Genomic DNA, 18,204 nt, shown 5'->3' with positions numbered 1-18,204 from the left:
ATCCTGCCACTCCCCGGCCCCGAGGTCACCGGATCCGGGTCGCTTCGAACTGCCGCGACGGCGCGGCGATCTCGTCCTGCGCGGCGACCAGCTGCAGCTCGGACTGGCCCGACTCGACGGTCTTGCTGAGCACGCCGTGCACGATCGCCGCGGTCCGGCTCAGCGCGGTCGGCAGATCGGTGGTCAGGACGTGGGCCAGGAATGTCGCCGCGGTCAGGTCCCCGCTGCCGGTGAACGTCTGGTTCAGCAGCGGCAGCGTGACCGACCAGGCCTCGCCCTCGGTGACCGCCACCATCTGAAGTTGATCATCGGCCACCAGGTCGTGCACGACACTGGTCACCAGTACCGTGTCCGGGCCCATCCCGCGCACCTCGTCGGCCGCGGTGATCACGTCCTCCAGGGACTTCGCGGGCCGGCCGGTCAGGAACTCCAGCTCGAAGTGGTTCGGCGTCAGGATCTGCGCGGCCGGCACCACCCGGTCCCGCATGAACTCCGGAATCCCTTCCCTGACGTACATTCCGCGGTCCACGTCACCCATCACCGGGTCGCAGCAATAGATCGCGGCCGGGTTGCGTTCCTTGACCAGCGCGACCGCGTCCAAGATCACCGCGCCGACGTCGGCAGCGCCCTGGTAGCCGGACAGCACGGCGTCGCAGCGGGCCAGCACGCCGCGTTCGTCGAGGCCCTTGATCACGTCCGCGACGTCGGACGCGGCGAGCAGCGGGCCGCGCCAGCTCTCGTACCCGGTGTGGTTGGAGAAGTGCACGGTGAGCACCGGCCAGACCTCGACGCCGAGCCGCATCAGCGGGAAGGTTGCCGCACTGTTGCCGACGTGTCCGTACGCGACGGAGGACTGGATGGAGAGAATCGCGGTCACGGCACGATTCTGACACCCGCCGCGTTCCGGTTAGATATGCAGGTGAACAGCGCATCCCCCGTCGCGGCGGAGCTCGACCGCCTGGTCGCCGAACGCCCCGAGCCAGGACCGGCCACCATCTCGGTCACCCTGCTCGATGATCATGGCGACCCGGTCGCCGAGGTGAACCCGGACGCGCAGCACTATGCGGCCTCCACGATGAAGCTGCCGCTGGTGCTCGCCGCCTACCGGCTGGCCGCGGCCGGACGGCTGGACCTGGATGCCGAGCTGCCGGTGCACAACGAGTTCACCTCCCAGGTCGGGGGGACGTTCGGCGTCGTCCGGGAGGACGACTCGGATCCGGAGCCGTGGCAGCGACTGGGCGGTACGGCGACGCTGCGCTGGCTGTGCCGGCGCAGCGTCGTACGGTCCTCGAACCTCGCCACCAACCTCGTTCTGGACCAGGTCGGCCTGGCCGCCGTCGGCGAGGCGATCGCCGCCTGCGGTGCGACCGGGATCAGCGTCGCCCGCGGCATCAACGACTACGCGGCCCGGGACAAGCTGGGCGACGGGAACCTAATCACCACCCGCGGGCTGGCCGCGATCCTGTCCGCCCTGCAGCGCGGGACGGCCGGCGACCGCGCCACCTGCGACGCCGTCCTCGAGGTGCTGGCCGCGAACGAGATGGGGATGGACCTGCGGGCCGGGCTGCCGGCCGGCACCTGGGTCGCCCACAAGAACGGCTGGGTCACCGACATCACCCACGACGCCGGCCTGGTCCGGCCGCCGGACGCCCGGCCGTTCGTGCTCGCCGTCGCCACCACCGCACCATGGCCGAGCGAGGTGGCGCACGGCTTCATCGCCTCGCTCACGGCGGCGGTCTGGGAGCATCGCGCCGCCCTCTGAAGTCACACGTTCCCTGAGCCTGCGAAGGGCAAGGCACACCTGGCTTGGCCCTTCGACAAGCTCAGGGAACGTTCATGGGCTTGGCCCTCCGACAGGCTCAGGGCAGATACCTGTCCATTTCGGACGGAAACTATTCCGGTTCATGACGCCACTAAATACGCTGAACGGGTTCCCGATCCCGAGGTGGTGACCATGCGGAACCGGCCGACGGCCTGGCTCGCGGTGGCTTGCGCGACGCTCTGTCTGACCCTTTCCCTCCCGACGGCGGCGGTCGCCGAGACCGCCCCTCCCCCGATCCGCACCGGCGACCTGCTGGTGCCGAACCACAGCTTCGAGGCCGACCTCGACGGCTGGACCCCGACCGACGGGCGCGGCGGCGCCGCCTCCTGCCCGGACGGCCTCACGATCACCGGTGACGGTGCCAGCGACGGGTCCAAGGCACTGGCCCTGGGCAGCCGCGGCTGCGCCAACCTCGGCGCTCGCAGCGACGCCGTCCCGGTCACGGCCGGCTCGGCGCTGCAGGCCCGGGCTCACGCGACCGGAACCGACACGGCCGCCATCGGCCTGGTCTGGCTGGACGCGGCCGGCGCAGTGATCGACACCGAGTACGCGACCCATCCGCGCGGCACCGAGATCGTCACGGTCGACGGCACCGCACCGGCCGGTGCGGCCGGGGTCGCCGTCGAGCTCGGCGTGCGCCGCTCCGGAACGTACGACGAGGTGTTGATCACCGCGCCCGCGACCAGCGTCGGGCCGCAGATCACCAAGCCCGCAACGTATCTGGCGATGGGCGCCGGCGAGGACGAGACCGGCCGCAAGGTGACCTACTCGGTTGCGACCGGCTCGACCGGCAGCCCGGCCAAGTTGGTGATCAGCGACATCCTGCGCACCGAGGTGATCAAGACCGTCGACCTGCCCGGCGCCACCGGCTCCTGGACGGTCAAGCAGAACCCGGTGAGCAAGATCGTCTACATCGGCACCTACGGTTCCGCCGCGCTCTGGTCCTGGACACCCGGCGCCGCCCAGGCCGTCCGGATCGGCACCCCGCCCATTGATCATTTCGGCTTCGTCTACGGAATCAGCTTCGGCACCGACGGCACCGTGTACGGCGGCGGCTGGGGCGAACCGACCAACGGGTATGCCGGTGCCGCGATCTGGAAGTACGACCCGGAGGACGGCTTCGCCGTGGTCGGCCCGAACCCGCTCACCACCGACGCCAACTACACCCGCTGGACCGCGTACGACCAGGTCACCGACGCGGTCTTCACCGGCACCGGGACCAAACCTCACCTCTACGGCTGCCCGGTCGACGCCGGCGCGACCGGCTGCTCCGACCTGACCTCGCTGCTCAGCCCGGCGCAACTGGCGCTGCCCTGGCTTTACGGCGGGTCGGCCGGCGACGGCTACGTCACCGTCTGGGGCGGCGACAGCAACAGCCGCGGCAACGACTACCTGACCGTGATCAAGGTCGGCCGGGACGCCGCCGGCAAGATCACGGGCGAGGTGGTCACGGAGATCAAGGGTGTGATCTACAACGGCGCCACCCGGCCGGTCGACGGCAAGATCTACTTCAACAAGGCCGGCGAGCCGAACCTTCCGCTGCACTCCTACGACCTGGCCACCGGCGAGGAGGCGGTGCTGGACGCGCCGGTCAACATCTTCTCCCGGGCCTGGGAACTGATCGACCTCGGCGACCCGGCCTGGCCCGGACTGTCGATCGTCGGCTGGAATTCCGGCGGCATCTTGACCGCGTACAACCTGCAGACCGGCAACTTCCAGCGCGGCCAGGTGCCGAACAACCCGCCGATGCCGATCGCGTCCAACTCGCTCGCGCTCGGTGCCGACGGCCGGCTCTGGACCGCCGGGTATCTGACCGGCGGCCTCGGCGCGTACACCCCGCTGCGGGACGACCGGCAGCGCACCTACCTGTTCGGCGGCCAGGCCGAGCAGATGATCACCTACCGGGGCCGCACCTATCAGGGCACCTATCCGAACGGGAGGATCGACTCGTTCACCCCGGCCGAGATCGAGGCCGGCACCGCGCCGCGGCAGGAGTGCACGATCGGTGATCATCAGAACCGGCCGTACGGGCTGACCGGGCACGGCGACCGGATCTACTACGGCAGCCAGGCCGACTACGGTCATGATCAAGGCGGGTTCGGCTATCTCGATCTTGAGACCGGCACCTGCACCACGCTGGCCGGCGTGATCGGCCACCAGTCGATCAGCGCACTGGCGGCGAGCGGCAGCAAGGTCTTCGGCGGCGGCTCGATCTTCTACGCCTACGACGGCGAACCGATCGACTCCCAGGCCAAGTTGTTGATCTTCGACGAGACCACCGGCGAGGCCCGGACCGTCCCGTGGCCGATCGCCGGCACCCGGTCCGTCGACGCCGCCCTGACCGACGAGACCGGCGTCGTCTGGTTCTACGCCAACGGGTGGCTGGCCGCGCTCGATCCCGGCACCGAGAAGTTGATCTTCTCGCAGGAGATCTTCCCGGACTGGAAACCGGGCGTCCGGATCCCCGGCAACTACGCCCGGCTGGTCCGGCACCCGAACGGGACGATCTACGGCATCGCCGGCGGCCGCCTGTTCGGTTTCGACCCGAAGCGGACGCTCCGCGCCGGCAGCGCGACCGCGACGCTGAAGGTGCTCCGGCCGAGCGGCGCCGGCACCCACCTCGTCGTCGACGACTACGGCGATCTCTACTCGGTCGCCGGGCCGAGACTGCTCCGCACCGTCGTTCCCCGCTGAACCAGCCCCGCGCCGCGGCCCCCGGTGGAAGGATGGGCACCCTGGGGATCCGGCGAACGGGGTGACGGGTGTCGAAGGATCGCGAACGGACGGTGTTGATCACCGGTGGCACCGGCGGGCTCGGCTACGAGACGGCCCGGGCCCTGCTGGCCGAGCCGGACCAGCGGGTGATCATCACCGGCCGGTCCGCGGCCGGGGTCGGCGAGACCGCGGCCCGGCTCGGTGACCGGGCCGACGGACGGGTGCTCGACCTCGGTTCGCTGGCCGCCGTGCGCCGGTTCGTGGCCGACCTGCCGCCGCTGAACGCGATCGTCGCCAACGCCGGCCTGGTCGGCTTCACCGGGCTCCGGCTGACCCGGGACGGCATCGAGGAGACGTTCGGGGTGAACCACCTCGGCCATTTCCTGCTGATCCGCGAGGCACTGCCCCGGATGCCGGCCGGGAGCCGGGTCGTCTTCGTCACCAGCGCCACCCACGACCCGGCCCAGCGGACCGGCTTCCCGCCGCCCGTCTACGACACCGCCGAGCGGCTCGCGTACCCGGAAGGAGAGGAGGATCCCGACCCGCTGCGGGCCGGCCGCCGCCGCTACACCACGTCGAAGCTGTGCAACCTGCTCGCCTGCTACGAGTTCGCCCGCCGTACCCCGGTCGCCCAGGTCACGTTCAACGCCTTCGATCCCGGCCAGATGCCCGGCACCGGGCTGGCCCGCGACTTCCGCGGCATCCGCTCCTTCGTCTGGCACCGGGTCATGCCCGCGCTCACCCTGATCCCCGGGATCAACCGGAACACCCCGCGCCGCTCCGGTGCGGCACTGGCCCGCCTGGTCACCGATCCCGGGCTCGGCTCGGTCACCGGGCGCTACTTCACCGGCGACCGGGAGACCGAATCCTCGGCGGACTCCTACGACGAGGCGAAGGCGGCCGACCTGTGGCGGACCAGCGTCGCCCTGACCGCGGGCCACTGACCCGAACGCGCCCGGTCGCTGAACGGCGACTGAGATTTACCGTCCGACCGGCGGAGTGTGGGTGGGGCCAATTACAGTTGTGACATGTCGGCGGACCAGTCTTCCCGTACGGCGCGGAGACACCGCGCCCGCTGGAAGCGCGGCGGCGCGTTCGACGAGTACGAGCCCGAACACAACACCCACGTCCTGATCGAGCCGAACGAGGACCGCTGGGAGTGGCGGCGCAGGATCCGGCAGGATCCGCGCAAGCTCGTCGTCTACCGGGTCGGGGTCGCCGTCGCCGGGTTGTTCTTCATCATCCTCGGCGCGCTGACCGGTCCGATTCCGGGCCCGGGCGGCATTCCGCTGGTCCTGCTCGGCCTGGCCGTCTGGTCCTCGGAGTTCCGTTGGGCGCACCGGCTGATGCGGCTGTTCCGCCTGATCCTGCACCGGCTCGGCCGGTGGCCGCTGCGGCAGAAGGTCCTGCTGACAGTGCTGGCGATCTGCGTCGGCCTGACCGGTGCGTATCTCGGGTTCGTGGTCTTCGGCGTGCCGCCCTGGATGCCGGACGTGATCGCCGACCTGCTGCGCCGGCTGCCGGGCGTGTAGTGCTGCGCGCAGCCGACTTCCCGTATTTCGACGCGCCGTTCCTCGCGTTCGCCCATCGCGGCGGCGCGACGTACCCGCCGAACCTGGGCCGGGAGAACACGCTGCACGCATTCGCCGAGGCGGCCAAGCTCGGCTACCGCTACTTCGAGACCGACGTGCACGCCACCGCGGACGGCGTCCTGGTCGCGTTCCACGACGACCGGCTGGACCGGGTGACCGACCGGACCGGGCTGGTCGCCGCGCTGCCGTACGCGATCTTGAAGGAGGCCCGGATCGGCGGCGTCGACCCGATCCCGTTGTTCGACGAGCTCCTGGACGCCCATCCCGAGGTCAGGTTCAACGTCGACGCGAAGTCCGACGCAGCGGTCCCGCTGCTGGCCGAGGCGATCCGGCGGCACGGCGCGATCGACCGGGTCTGCGTCTCCTCGTTCGGGATTCGCCGGCTGCACCGGATCCGGCGGCTGCTCGGGCCGCGGGTACCGACCGCCGCGAGTCAGGCCGGGATCGCCTGGAACCGGTACGCGCCGCGCCTCACCGCCATGATCAACTCGGCCGGCGCCGCCCTGCAACTGCCGGTCCGGCACACCGTCGCCGGCCGGACCGTGACGGTGCTGACCGAGCCGTTGATCAAGGCCGTGCACCGGGCCGGCAAGCAGGTGCACGTCTGGACGATCGACGACGCCGCCGAGATGGAACGGCTGATCGATCTCGGTGTCGACGGCATCTTCACCGACCGGATCGATATCTTGTCGGACGTGCTGAACCGACGCGGGCTCTGGACCTGAGCCGCCGCCCATGAACCCGACTCCGACGACAGCGACGCCCCGCACCTCCAAGCCCGGCCAGGTCGCGGCCTGGGCCCTCTGGGACTGGGGCGCGAGCGCGTACAACACGATCGTCGTCACCTTCGTCATCGCGCCCTACCTGACCGAGGACGTCGCGGCCGGCGCCCCGGCCGGCTCGCTGTCCGGCGCCACCTGGCTGAGCATCGCCCTCGCCGCCGCCGGACTGCTGATCGCCCTGCTGGCGCCGGTGATCGGACAACGCGCCGACGCCGGCGGCCGCCGCAAGCTCAACCTCGCGCTGTGGAGCGCGCTGACCATCCTGTCGTCGGCCGGCCTCTTCTTCGTCGCCGACGAGTACTCGTACCTGTGGCTCGGGCTGGTCCTGATGGCCGCCGGCAGCGTGTTCTCCGAGTTCGCCGCCGTCTCGTACAACGCGATGCTGAGGCAGATCTCCACCCCGGCGACGATCGGCAAGGTGTCCGGGATCGGCTGGGCGGCCGGCTATGTCGGCGGCATCGGCGTCCTGCTCGGCGCCTACCTGCTGTTCATCCAGCCCGACATCGGGCTGTTCGGTGTGACGGCCGACGGCGGGCTGAAGTACCGGGTGCTGGCGGTCGTCGCCGCCGTCTGGTTCGCGGTCTGGTCGATCCCCGTGCTCGTCGCGGTGCCGGAGATCCCGCCCACCGACCGCGCCGCCCGGGTCGGCTTCTTCGCCTCGTATCGGGTGCTGGTCCGGCAGTTGCGGGATCTCTACGCGCACTCCCGGCACACCGTCTGGTTCCTGCTGGCCAGCGCGATCTTCCGGGACGGGCTGGCGGCGGTGTTCGCGTTCGGCGCCGTGCTGGCCCGCAGCGTGTACGGACTCTCGGCCGGCGACGTGATCATCTTCGGAGTCGCGGCGAACGTGGTCGCGGCGGCCGGCGCCTTCACGGCCGGCATCATCGAGGACCGGGTCGGCCCGAAGCTGATCATCCTGGTCTCGCTCGGCGGCCTGGTCGCCGCGGCGACCGTGCTGCTGTTCTCGCACGGCTCGACCCTGTTCTGGATCTTCGGGCTGATCCTCTGCCTGTGGGTCGGCCCGGCCCAGTCCAGCTCGCGGACCTTCCTGGCCCGGCTCGCCCCACCGGGTCACGAGGGACAGCTGTTCGGCCTGTATGCGACCACCGGCCGCGCGGTGTCGTTCCTCGCGCCGAGCCTGTTCGGGCTGTTCGCCGGGCTCTTCGCCAGTGACCGGATGGGTATCATCGGGATAGCCTTGGTGCTGCTCGCCGGTGCCGTCGCGTTGCTCCCGGTCCGCAGCCCGGTGCGTGAGTCCGCAACTTTGTGACGGTTTGTTCACCCGTTCGGAACATTTACGCCGACTCGGGAGTTGTGCTCTCCAGGGGACCATCCAAGTCAGGATCGAGTCGGGAGGACACGATGGCAGATCGCTCGTTACGGGGTTCCGGCCTCGGAGCCAAGAGCTTCGAAGATGAGACCGGTGTCGAATTCGCTCCGCGCCAAGAGATCGGATACGACTGCCCGAACCAGCACCACTTCGCGCTGACCTTCGCCGAAGAGGCCGAGATCCCCGCCCTGTGGGAGTGCCCGCGGTGCGGTGCGGAGTCGCTGCGTTCCGACGGTGAGCGTCCGGAGGCCAAGGACGAGAAGCCGGCCCGGACGCACTGGGACATGCTGCGCGAGCGCCGGTCGATCGCCGAGCTGGAGGATCTGCTCAAGGAGCGGCTGGACCTGTTGCGGTCCGGCGCCCTCGGGCCGAACTACCTCTCCTCGCACTCGGCGAAGTCGGCCTAACACTCGGGTTCCAAACCAGCCTGGCCGTCTCCCGGCACCCGCATCGCACTGGTCGGCGATGCGTCAGTGCCGGGAGGCGGTCATCTTTTTGTGTACAGAACCACACGATCCCCTGAGACTCAGTTCGCGTCGCGGAACGGGAAATGGCGGGCCGGGTCGAACGTCGGCCGCGGCTGATAGGTGTTCACGCCCGGGTTGCCGCGGAGCAGGAAGGCACTCGGGTACGGCTGCTCGTCGGCGGTGATCCTGGTCGAGGTCGGGATGTAGCGGATGGTCAGGCCGCAGCGCCGGTTCGGTGAGGTGTTGGCGTTGCTGCCGTGCACGATCTTCGGGTGGTGCACCTCGACATCGCCCGGCGCCAGCACCATGTCGACGGCCTGGCTCTCGTCCACGTCGACCGCGATCTCGGCGCCGAGCACGTTCTCCACGTCGGTCCGCTCCCGCAGGGCCGCGGTGTCCAGCGTGTGGCTGCCGGGGATCAACCGGACACAGCCGTTCTCCGGCGTCGAATGGTCGACCGCGAGCCACAGCGTGACCACCTCCATCGGCTCCAGCGGCCAGAACGCGCTGTCCTGGTGCCAGAGCACCTGCTGCCCGGTGAACGGCGGCTTGCTGATGTAGTGCGACGCGAACAGGGCGACATCGTCGCCGACGAACTGGGACGCGATGTCGACCAGTCGGTCGTCGGAGATCAGCCGGACCCAGAACGGGTCGTCGCGCAGGTAGACGTGGCCCAGCTGTTCCGGCCGGACGTCGGGGTGTTGCTGCTCCAGCCAGGCCACATGGTCGCTTGCCTCGGCGATCAGGTCGGCGTCGATCACGTTGCGGAAGATCACGTACCCGTCGCGGTCGAAGTCGGTCAGGGTAGTGCTGCGGGTGTCGGGGGTGCTGGTCATCGGCGGTGCTCCTCGATGGCGAGTTGACGATTTCCCTCATCATCCGCCGCCGATTCGGCGCACGACAGCCACTCGGCGCTCGAATACTTGTACTTTCTTGATGTGCCGATCTCGCGGAGCCAACCCGGCCTGGAGCGTTTCGAGACCCACGCCCTGGGGCGCCCGTACCACGCGGCGCTGGTCGACCTGCGCGGCCGGTCCGAGCCGCACGGGCATCGCGACTACTGCGAGGTGATGCTCGTCCTGGACGGCGAGGGCAGTCAGGATCTCGGGCCCGGTGTCGCCGACCGGGTTCAGCAGCTGCGCGCCGGCGACGTGATCCTGCTGCGCACGTTCGACCGGCGGACCGGGCGGGACCAGCATGCGATCTCGGGACCGATCCGCTTCTACAACATCGCCTTCCCGGCCAGCCGGTGGCGCTCCTTCGCCGACCTCGCCGGCGTCCGGCCGGACTGGCACACCGCCGAACGTCCGCCGCACCGACGGCTCTCCCCCGAGTCCGGCTTCGCCGACGCCGAGACCGCCTGCGCTGGCGCCCTGGAACGGTTCCGGGCCGGGCCGCGGCCGCTGGACCTGATCAGGTTCTGGAGCGAACTCGTACCGCTGCTGGACCCAGATCCGAGCCCCGGCGTCGAACCGCCGCCGAGCGGTGCGCCGGACTGGCTGGTCGCCGCCTGCGCCGCGTTGCAGAGCGAGGACAACCTGCGCGGCGGCGTGCCGCGGCTGCTGGAACTGGCCCGGGTCAGCCCGGCCCACCTGGCCCGCTCGATGCGCCGCTATTACGACACCACCGCCACCGGGTACGTCAGCGACCTGCGCCTCCGCCACGCGGCGACGCTGCTCACCACCACGATGCGGCCGGTGGCCGAGATCGCCGACGCCTGCGGCTTCGCCAGCCCGGCCTACTTCACCCGTCGGTTCCAGGCCGCGCACGGGCTGGCGCCGCGGGAGTTCCGGAAGGCGGCCCAGCACGCTTTCGTACCGCGGCGGAATGGTTGAGCCACGTTCCGGTCAGGGCGCTCCGGCCTGCCCGGGCAGGGCGCCCGGGCCGGGACGCACCGTGACCTGGGTCGGGGCCGGACTGGCGTTGCAGTCGTCGCAGCGAAGGTGTTCGTGGACTCGTCCTCCGCAACCTTCGTGCTGGTAGATGATCGGTGGGCCGGCTGGTGCGGACCAGCGGTCGCCCCATTCGGTGAGCGTGATGATCACCGGCTGGAGGTCGAACCCCTTGCTGGTGAGGACGTACTCGCTGTCACCGGCGCGGTCCCGGGTCTGCATGATCCCGGCCTCGACGAACCGCTCGAGGCGGTTGGACAAGATGTTGGGGGCGATGCCGAGCGCCCGCTGAAACTCGGTGAACCTCGTCTGCCCGGCGAACATCGCATTGCGGATGATCAACAGGCTCCAGCGCTCCCCCACGATCTCCAGCGCACGGGCCGCCGAACAGTTCTCTCGCTCGTACATTCGGCCGAGCATTGATGTCACCTTCCCTGCATGTGATCCGGTCCGTCGTGCCGCAACTCTGCTTGCATCATGCTACGGCGCCCCGATCGTCCGGTCCCGAAAGCGGCTTTCGATCTCCACCGGATCGTCCAGGCGGCCGCAGCGGGCACAGGTCGTCTGCAGTTCGATCTCAGCACCGCAGCCGGCGTGGGTGTAGATCATCGGCGGTTCCCCGTCGGTCGCCCACTCATCGCCCCACTCGCCGAGCGCAACGAGCACGGGTGCGAGCGCCCGCCCCTTCTCGGTGAGTACGTACTCGTACAGCTCGGACTGCCCGGAGTACGGATGACGCCGCATGATCCCCGCCTCGACCAGGCCGTCGAGACGTGCCTTGAGGACGTTGGTGGCGATGCCGAGACTGCGCTGGAAGTCGCTGTAGCGGGTGGCCCGCGCGAACAGGGCGTCGCGAACGATCAGCGGACTCCAGCGCTCGCCGATCACCTCGAGGGCCCGGGCGATCGAGCACGTCTGCGAGTCGTACGTCTTGCCGAGCATGGCGAAAGTTTACGCCGACCACTTGCATCATGAAAGTGTCACCGCTAGGGTCACTTGCATGATGCAAGCAGATAGCGCTTCGAGTTACACCGAGGCCTTCCATGTGGATCGGACTCCACAGGTGGCCTTCGAGGCCATCACCAACGTCCGCGGCTGGTGGTCCCAAGGGGTCCAGGGCGTGACCGACGAGGTCGGTGCCGAATTCGAATACAGCTTCCAAGACGTCCATCGCTCCCGGATCCGGGTCACCGAACTGGTGCCCGGCCGAAGGGTCGCCTGGCACGTGCTGGACAACTACCTGAACTTCGTCGACGACCAGTCGGAGTGGCAGGACACCAAGATGATCTTCGACATCTCCGCCACCGACGCCGGCACCGAGGTCCGCTTCACCCACGTGGGGTTGGTTCCGGAGTACGACTGCTACGACGTGTGCTCCAACGCGTGGGGCGGCTACATCAGCGGAAGCCTGCGGAACCTGATCATGACCGGCCAGGGCCAGCCCAACCCGAAGGAGGACGGCAGCGCTCCGGCGCACCAGGCCGCGGCCACGGTGGCACGGGCCAGACTCGTACCCCAGACTCTCGGCCTGGCCGACCTCGCGGACGGAAGGTCCTGAGATGGCAACGATCAGTGGCAAGACGGTGTTGATCACCGGAGCCAACCGCGGCATCGGCCGGGCTCTCCTGGAGGAGGCGCTGAGCCGAGGTGCGTGGTGGGTGCACGCGGGCACCCGCGAAACCTTCGATCATCCGGACGAGCGGGTCACCCCACTCATCCTCGACGTGACCGACCCGGAGCAGATCCAACAGGCCGTGGCGTCGGTGCAGAAGCTCGACCTGTTGATCAACAACGCCGGCGTGGCACTGCCAGACGATCTCTCCGACCCCGCCGTGCTGGAACGGCACCTCGCCGTCAACCTCTTCGGCCTGCACGCCGTGACCCAGGCCTTCCTGCCGCAGTTGATCAAGTCCGGCGGCGCGATCGTCAACTGCCTGTCGACGGCGGCCATCGTCCCGATCCCGATCGTCCCGGGCTATTCGATCTCGAAGGCGGCCGCCTTGTCCCTGACCCAGTCGCAGCGGGAGCTGCTTCTTGATCATGGGGTACGCGTTCACGCCGTCCTCACCGGGCCGACCGACACCGACATGAACCGCGGCTTCAACATCCCGAAGGCCTCACCCGCCTCGGTCGCGCAAGCCATTCTCGACGGCGTGGAGAACGAGGACGACGACATCTTCCCCGACTCCATGTCGCGGATCATGACCGATTGGCAGGACGGCGCGGTCAAGGCGCTCCGGGACGAGCACGCCATCATCGCCGCCGCCGCCAGACCCGCCTAACCATTCACCGACGACGAGAAGGAACTCACGGAATGAAGACTCCGAAGCCCGGCAGCATTCTGATCGGCACCAGCCGGCCCGAGGAACTGCGCAGTTGGTACAGCACCTTGCTCTCCGTGGATCACGGGGGCAAGGGAGTGTTCGATCTCGACGGCTTCCTGCTGATCGTCGACGAACGCGACGACGTCACCGGGACGAACAACGACCCCGGCCGCTCGATCCTCAATTTCCACGTCGACGATTTCGACGCCGTGGAGGCGCACCTGAAGACGGTGGGTGTGGAGTGGCAGCTTCCGGTCGAAGATCGACCGGGTGGTCGGTTCGGTCTGGTGACGGACCCCGATGGCAATCACCTCCAGTTCATCCAGTTGACGTAAGACCGATCGTTTCGACCGTCGCCCGAATTCGTACAGCCACCGACTGAGGTCACAGAATGTCACTGGAAACCGCGAGGGCGGAGAACGAGGCCGGCTCCACCAGCTCAGCCAGGACGAACCTCGCCCTGGCCACGCTGTTCCTGGCGACGTTCGTACTCGGTTGCTCCGAAATGCTCGTGATCGGCATGCTCGACCTGATCGCGGCCGACCTCAGGGTGTCGATCTCGACCGCCGGCACGCTGTTGACCGCCCAGGCGCTGGGCATGGCCCTGGGCGGTCCGGTCCTGACCGCACTGACGATCACCTGGAACAAGCGGATCGTTCTGATCGGCGCCCTCGGCCTGACGGTCGCCGCGAACCTGGTCCTGGTGCTGACCGCCGGCTTCGGCCTGTACCTGGCCGCGCGGGCGTTCGCCGGCGCGGCGCAGGGGCTGTTCATCGCGGCCGGGATCGCCGTCGCGGTCTCCCTGGTCCCGGCCGAGCGGACCGGTCGGGCCATGTCGGTGGTCATCTCCGGCTTCGCGGTCTCCTCGGCCGTGGGGGTGCCGCTCGGCACCCTGGCCGGTCAGCTGTTGGGGTGGCGCGGTTCGTTCACCGCCGTCGTCGTGCTGGCCGTGATCGCTCTGGTCGCCACGCTGGGCGTGGTTCCGTCGGTGCGCGGCACCGGTGCCGGGGCCTGGCAACAGGCGCGGCACGTGTTCGCACCGCGAGTGCTCGCCGTCCTCGGCCTGGGCGGGCTGATCTTCGCCGGAGCGGCGGCGTTCAACACGTACATGGTGCCGTTCCTGCAGGAAGTGACCGGCGTCTCCGGCGCCTTGATCAGCGTGTTCCTGATGATCTTCGGCGTCGCTACCACGGTCGGCAGCTACGGCGGTGGCCGGCTGGCCGACGCCGGCGCCGCACGCGCGCTGATCCTCGGCGCGGCCGGGCTCGCGGTCTCCCTCGCCGCGCTCTTTCTCTTCGGCGGCATCGCCGTCCTGGCCGGGCTGGCCCTGTTCGCGGTGGGCCTGTTCGGGATGGGCTCCGCGCCCGCGCTGCAGTACCGGGTCGTGCAGCTGGCCGGTCCGGGCGGCCAGTTGGCCCAGGCGATGCCGGCCTCGGTGGCCAACCTCGGCATCGCGCTCGGTTCGATCGCCGGCGGCCTGGCCATCGGCGCGTACACCACCGCGGCCGCGGCCGGCACCGGCCTCGTCATCGCGGTCCTCGCCGTTGCCGCAGCCGTGGCCAGCAGCTTCCTCAAGCCCTCCGTCCCATGACCGTCACGTCCGCCGCGCCCGCCGTCTTCACGAGACGTAAGCGTCGGATTCTGTTCGTCCTCCTCGGCGCCGGTTTCCTGGTCTCCGTCGACTTCTCGATCCTGAACGTCGCGCTGCCGGAGACCGGCGCGAGTGTCGGCCTGGCCGAGTCGCGGCTCGCCTGGATCGCCGCCGCGTACGCGCTGCCGTCGGCCGGCTTCGCCCTGCTCTTCGGCCGGCTGGCTGACCTGTACGGCCGCCGCCGGCTGTTCATGATCAGCATGATCGTGCTGGCCGGTGCGTCCGTCCTCGGCGCGGTCGCCGTGAACCCGGAGATGCTGCTCTCGGCCCGCGCGCTGCAGGGGCTGGCTACCGCGATGGCCCTGCCCGCCTCGCTGTCGCTGCTGACGACCACCTTCGCCGAGGGACCCGTACGGGCGCGAGCGCTCGGGCTCAACGGCGCACTGATGTCCGGCGGCTTCACCATCGGGGCGCTGGTCGGCGGCACCCTGGTCGGCCTGCTCAGCTGGCGCGCCGCGTTCTGGATCAACGTCCCGGTCGCCGTACTCATCCTGGCGGTCACACCGTTCTTGATCGAAGCCAGCCGCGCCCCGGTGCGGAAGAGGCTCGATCTGCCCGGTGCGGTCACGGTGACCGGCGGCCTGCTGGCCATCGTCTATGCCGCCGTCGAGCGCAGCTTTGCCGCCGCAGCGATCGGCGTGCTGCTGATCGGCGCCTTCTGGCTGATCGAACGACGGGCCACCGATCCCCTCGTCCCGGTCGGGATCCTCCGGCGCCCGACGGTTGCCTGGGGCAACCTCGCCGGGCTGGTGATCTTCAGCATGGAGACCGGGATGATCTTCCTGATGACGCTGTACCTGCAGCGCATCCTGGGCCTGTCACCCTTGTGGACCGGCTTGATCTTCGGCGTCCCGGGCCTGGCCGCCGTGGCCGCCGGCGTCATCGCCGGACGGCTGCTCGGCCGGTACGGGTATCGCAAGGTGCTGCTCGTGGCCATGCTCGTGCAGGGCCTGGCGACGATTCCGCTCGCCTTCGTCGGCGAGCACCGGGCCGCCGTCGTTGTCGTGATCATCGCCCTGTTCCTCGGGTTCTTCGGCCATGTCGCCGCGATCGTCGGCTACACGGTCACCGGCACCTCCGGTCTGCCCGACGGGGAGCAGGGCCTCGCGACCGGTCTGACCACGATGACCCAGCAGGTCGCCGTTTCGGTGGGCATCCCGATCCTCAGCGCGATCGCCGCCACCCAGGTTGTCGAGCTGACCGGAATCCACCTCGCCCTCGGGGTCAACGTCGTCGTCACCCTCGTCACCGCCGTACTGGTCCAGGCCGGCCTGCGCCCGCGCCGCACCGGCACCGGACTCCCCTCGTAGAGGCAGTGTCGCGAAACCGGTGAGCCGCCTATCCTGCCGGGATGGGTGCGACCACGGTCCTCACGACGGCGCGACTGGAACTGGTGCCACTCGACCCGGACCGTGATGCGGAGAGCCTGCACGCGATGCTCGGCGACCCCGGCATGGATCCGTACGGATGGTCGGAGCCGACCAGCGACGTAGCGGAGACCCGGGAGCGGCTGCGGGCCGATCTGGCCGGAAACGGCGGCTGGACCTGGGCGGTTCGGCTCCGGCCGGACGAGGCGGCGCTGGGCGCGCTCGGCATCTTCTCCGACCAGGGCCGGTCGATCCGAGGTCTGAGCTGGCATCTGCGGCGCTCGCACTGGGGCCGGGGCATCATGGGCGAGGCGGCGCCGGTGGTGGTCGAGCACCTGCTCGCACAGCCCGGGATCACCGGCGTCGAAGCGTGGATCGACACCCGGAACCTGCGCTCGATCGGCGTCGCGCGGCGGGCCGGCCTGCAGGAGGCGAGCCGAATGGCCCGGGTCTATGCCGATCACGTGGCGCAGCAGGTCGTCATGGTCCGGGCCGCCGATCCGCGGGACAGCGACGTGGTCGCCGTGTTCCCCGATCTGCCGGTACGCGACGTGCGGTGCGCCGACCAGCTGGCCGAAGTGCTCGGCCTGCACGTGGCCTTCCGCTACCCGGACCCGCCGACGATGGTGCGCCTGACCCTGACGCCGTGGGCCGGCAGCCACGGCATCAACCTGATTCAGACCGAGGGCCCGATCCCGCCGGCGAGCGTGACGATCGACCTGGGCATCGCACCGGATCTCGTGTACGAACGCGCCCTTGCGGCCGGGCTGGCGGTGGACGGCCCGCCGGTCGACCAGCCCTGGTATCGCCGGACGTTCGCGATTCTGCTGCCGGACGGCCAGCAACTCCGGGTGCAGGGACCGCTGCGGCCCGAGCGGAACGCCGGCTCAGGCTCGGCGTAGCCGACCCGGACACCGTGTTGACCATCCCCCGGTCAACGGGTCCTCGGTCAGCGGGGCGGTTCGATGGTCCCGCGGACGGTGCGCGGCTCGGGCTCCGGCTCGCCAACCGTCCCGTCGACGACGGTGCCGTCGACCACGGTGCCGGAGTCGACGTTGATCACGGTCGGGACGCCGGCCCGGTCCAGTCGGCGGGCGATCGCGGCGGCGAGCAGGCGGCGGGCCAGCGGCCGGGTGAACGGGAGCAGGAAGAACAGGCCGATCACGTCGGTGGCGAAGCCGGGCAGCATGAGGCAGGCGCCGCCGACCAGGACCAGGGCGGCGTCGGCGAGTTCGCCGGACGGCATCCGGCCCTGCTGGAACGCCTCGTTCAGGGCCCGCCAGGCCCGGTTGCCCTCGCGCCGCATCAGCCAGCCGCCGAGGACGGCCTCGGCGACCAAGATCAACAACGTCGGCAGCAGGCCGATCAGCTGGCCGACCTGGATCAGCAGCCAGACCTCGAGGATCGGCACCGCCACCAGCAGCACCAGCAGCAGCGGCATCAGCCAGGGATGGCGGCGGCGCATGATCAACTCCCGGTTCCGGCGGTCTTGGAACGGCGACGGGCGGCGCCGGACAGTTGCCCGGCGCGGTACGCGATCCCCCACAGGGTCACCCGGATCAGCGCCTCGACGACGATTGCCTGGCTCATCTTGGAGTCGCCGTGCTCGCGGTCGACGAACGTGATCGGCACCTCGACCACCCGCAGCCCGGCCTTGACGGTCCGCCAGGCCAGGTCGATCTGGAAGCAGTAGCCGGCCGACGCGACGTCGTCCAGGCCGATCTTGCGCAGCGTGTCGGCCCGCCACGCGTTGTAGCCGCCGGTGACGTCCTTGATCGGCAGGCCGAGGCAGATCCGCGACCACAGGCTGCCGACCCGGGAGATCAGCTGCCGCAGCGGCGACCAGTTCACCGTCCTGCCGCCGACCACCCAGCGCGAACCCTTGACCATGTCGGCGGTGCGCAGCGCCTGCAGCATCGCCGGCAGCCGCTCGGCCGGGTGCGACCCGTCGGCGTCGTGCTGGACCAGTACGCCGTAGCCGCGGTCCAAGCCCCAGCCGAACCCGGCCAGGTACGCAGCACCGAGGCCCTCCTTGCCGCGCCGGTGCAACACGTGCACGTGATCGTCCGAGGCGGCCAGGTGATCGGCGACGTCTCCCGTACCGTCCGGCGAGTTGTCGTCGGCGATCAGGATGTCGGCCTCGGGCACGGCCTCGCGGAGCCGGCCGGTGGTCTTCTCGATGTTCGCGGCCTCGTTGTAGGTCGGCACGATCACCAAGATCCGGCCCAGTTCGGTCGCTGGCCGTTCCGTCACGAATTGGTC

20 protein-coding genes are annotated in these 18,204 nt (G+C 70.0%); 14 read left to right on the top strand and 6 right to left on the bottom strand.

Features of this window, described 5'->3' with window-relative positions; all coding sequences use genetic code 11:
• Window positions 1-25: 25 nt before the first annotated feature.
• A complete protein-coding gene (pdxY, locus tag BKA15_RS34450) occupies window positions 26-877 on the bottom strand; it encodes a pyridoxal kinase PdxY (RefSeq protein WP_179758112.1) in 852 nt (283 codons plus the stop codon).
• Window positions 878-919: 42 nt separating this feature from the next.
• Between pdxY and BKA15_RS34445 the strand changes: the two genes are divergently transcribed.
• The 7 genes from BKA15_RS34445 (at window position 920) to BKA15_RS34415 (ending at window position 8,648) form a co-directional block, all read left to right on the top strand.
• Window positions 920-1,762 (top strand): serine hydrolase, encoded by an 843-nt coding sequence (locus BKA15_RS34445; RefSeq protein ID WP_179758111.1) that lies wholly within the window; start codon window positions 920-922, stop codon window positions 1,760-1,762.
• A gap of 192 nt (window positions 1,763-1,954) precedes the next feature.
• Window positions 1,955-4,516 (top strand): NHL repeat-containing protein, encoded by a 2,562-nt coding sequence (locus BKA15_RS34440; RefSeq protein WP_179758110.1) that lies wholly within the window; start codon window positions 1,955-1,957, stop codon window positions 4,514-4,516.
• A 68-nt stretch (window positions 4,517-4,584) separates the two neighbouring features.
• Window positions 4,585-5,481: an SDR family NAD(P)-dependent oxidoreductase gene (locus BKA15_RS34435; protein WP_179758109.1), complete on the top strand. Its 897-nt coding sequence runs from the start codon at window positions 4,585-4,587 to the stop codon at window positions 5,479-5,481.
• A gap of 84 nt (window positions 5,482-5,565) precedes the next feature.
• Window positions 5,566-6,069 carry a PGPGW domain-containing protein gene (locus BKA15_RS34430; RefSeq protein WP_179758108.1) on the top strand — a complete coding sequence of 168 codons (504 nt, stop codon included), beginning with the start codon at window positions 5,566-5,568 and terminating at the stop codon, window positions 6,067-6,069.
• Window positions 6,069-6,854 (top strand): glycerophosphodiester phosphodiesterase family protein, encoded by a 786-nt coding sequence (locus BKA15_RS34425; protein ID WP_312879652.1) that lies wholly within the window; start codon window positions 6,069-6,071, stop codon window positions 6,852-6,854. Before BKA15_RS34430 ends, BKA15_RS34425 begins: the two co-directional genes overlap by 1 nt.
• A gap of 10 nt (window positions 6,855-6,864) precedes the next feature.
• Window positions 6,865-8,181, top strand: coding sequence for an MFS transporter (locus BKA15_RS34420; RefSeq protein ID WP_179758107.1), 1,317 nt, complete (start codon window positions 6,865-6,867; stop codon window positions 8,179-8,181).
• A 92-nt stretch (window positions 8,182-8,273) separates the two neighbouring features.
• Entirely contained in the window at window positions 8,274-8,648 is a 375-nt protein-coding gene (locus tag BKA15_RS34415; RefSeq protein ID WP_179758106.1) for an RNA polymerase-binding protein RbpA, read from the top strand.
• A gap of 119 nt (window positions 8,649-8,767) precedes the next feature.
• On the opposite strand, the gene BKA15_RS34410 is transcribed toward BKA15_RS34415, so the two are convergent.
• Window positions 8,768-9,544 (bottom strand): phytanoyl-CoA dioxygenase family protein, encoded by a 777-nt coding sequence (locus BKA15_RS34410; protein ID WP_179758105.1) that lies wholly within the window; start codon window positions 9,542-9,544, stop codon window positions 8,768-8,770.
• A 102-nt stretch (window positions 9,545-9,646) separates the two neighbouring features.
• Here BKA15_RS34410 and BKA15_RS36715 point away from each other — a divergent pair, with 102 nt between their 5' ends.
• Window positions 9,647-10,543 carry an AraC family transcriptional regulator gene (locus BKA15_RS36715; RefSeq protein ID WP_312879651.1) on the top strand — a complete coding sequence of 299 codons (897 nt, stop codon included), beginning with the start codon at window positions 9,647-9,649 and terminating at the stop codon, window positions 10,541-10,543.
• A 12-nt stretch (window positions 10,544-10,555) separates the two neighbouring features.
• On the opposite strand, the gene BKA15_RS34400 is transcribed toward BKA15_RS36715, so the two are convergent.
• Both BKA15_RS34400 and BKA15_RS34395 read right to left on the bottom strand, forming a co-directional pair.
• Window positions 10,556-11,008 (bottom strand): winged helix-turn-helix transcriptional regulator, encoded by a 453-nt coding sequence (locus BKA15_RS34400; protein WP_218871691.1) that lies wholly within the window; start codon window positions 11,006-11,008, stop codon window positions 10,556-10,558.
• A gap of 72 nt (window positions 11,009-11,080) precedes the next feature.
• Window positions 11,081-11,542 (bottom strand): winged helix-turn-helix transcriptional regulator, encoded by a 462-nt coding sequence (locus BKA15_RS34395; RefSeq protein WP_179758103.1) that lies wholly within the window; start codon window positions 11,540-11,542, stop codon window positions 11,081-11,083.
• 58 nt (window positions 11,543-11,600) lie between these two features.
• Between BKA15_RS34395 and BKA15_RS34390 the strand changes: the two genes are divergently transcribed.
• From BKA15_RS34390 to BKA15_RS34365, 6 genes are read left to right on the top strand one after another with little or no spacing between them, the layout of a single operon-like run.
• Window positions 11,601-12,158 carry an SRPBCC family protein gene (locus tag BKA15_RS34390; protein ID WP_179758102.1) on the top strand — a complete coding sequence of 186 codons (558 nt, stop codon included), beginning with the start codon at window positions 11,601-11,603 and terminating at the stop codon, window positions 12,156-12,158.
• Between the two features lies 1 nt (window position 12,159).
• A complete protein-coding gene (locus BKA15_RS34385; protein WP_179758101.1) occupies window positions 12,160-12,882 on the top strand; it encodes an SDR family NAD(P)-dependent oxidoreductase in 723 nt (240 codons plus the stop codon).
• Between the two features lie 32 nt (window positions 12,883-12,914).
• A complete protein-coding gene (locus tag BKA15_RS34380; protein WP_179758100.1) occupies window positions 12,915-13,259 on the top strand; it encodes a VOC family protein in 345 nt (114 codons plus the stop codon).
• A 56-nt stretch (window positions 13,260-13,315) separates the two neighbouring features.
• Complete coding sequence (locus tag BKA15_RS34375; protein ID WP_179758099.1) at window positions 13,316-14,515, top strand: MFS transporter; 1,200 nt, start codon at window positions 13,316-13,318, stop codon at window positions 14,513-14,515.
• Complete coding sequence (locus BKA15_RS34370; RefSeq protein ID WP_179758098.1) at window positions 14,512-15,885, top strand: MFS transporter; 1,374 nt, start codon at window positions 14,512-14,514, stop codon at window positions 15,883-15,885. Before BKA15_RS34375 ends, BKA15_RS34370 begins: the two co-directional genes overlap by 4 nt.
• A 41-nt stretch (window positions 15,886-15,926) precedes the next feature.
• On the top strand, window positions 15,927-16,844 hold the full coding sequence (locus BKA15_RS34365; protein ID WP_179758097.1) for a GNAT family N-acetyltransferase: 918 nt from the start codon (window positions 15,927-15,929) through the stop codon (window positions 16,842-16,844).
• A gap of 47 nt (window positions 16,845-16,891) precedes the next feature.
• On the opposite strand, the gene BKA15_RS34360 is transcribed toward BKA15_RS34365, so the two are convergent.
• Both BKA15_RS34360 and BKA15_RS34355 read right to left on the bottom strand, forming a co-directional pair.
• Window positions 16,892-17,407: an FxsA family protein gene (locus tag BKA15_RS34360; protein ID WP_218871690.1), complete on the bottom strand. Its 516-nt coding sequence runs from the start codon at window positions 17,405-17,407 to the stop codon at window positions 16,892-16,894.
• 2 nt (window positions 17,408-17,409) lie between these two features.
• The gene (locus BKA15_RS34355; protein WP_312879650.1) at window positions 17,410-18,195 is read right to left on the bottom strand and encodes a polyprenol monophosphomannose synthase; all 786 of its coding nucleotides are present in this window, start codon (window positions 18,193-18,195) and stop codon (window positions 17,410-17,412) included.
• Window positions 18,196-18,204 lie beyond the last annotated feature (9 nt).

This window comes from Microlunatus parietis (assembly GCF_013407955.1).
Classification (GTDB): Bacteria; Actinomycetota; Actinomycetes; order Propionibacteriales; family Propionibacteriaceae; genus Microlunatus; species Microlunatus parietis.
This window is presented reverse-complemented; position numbering and strand designations above follow the sequence as displayed.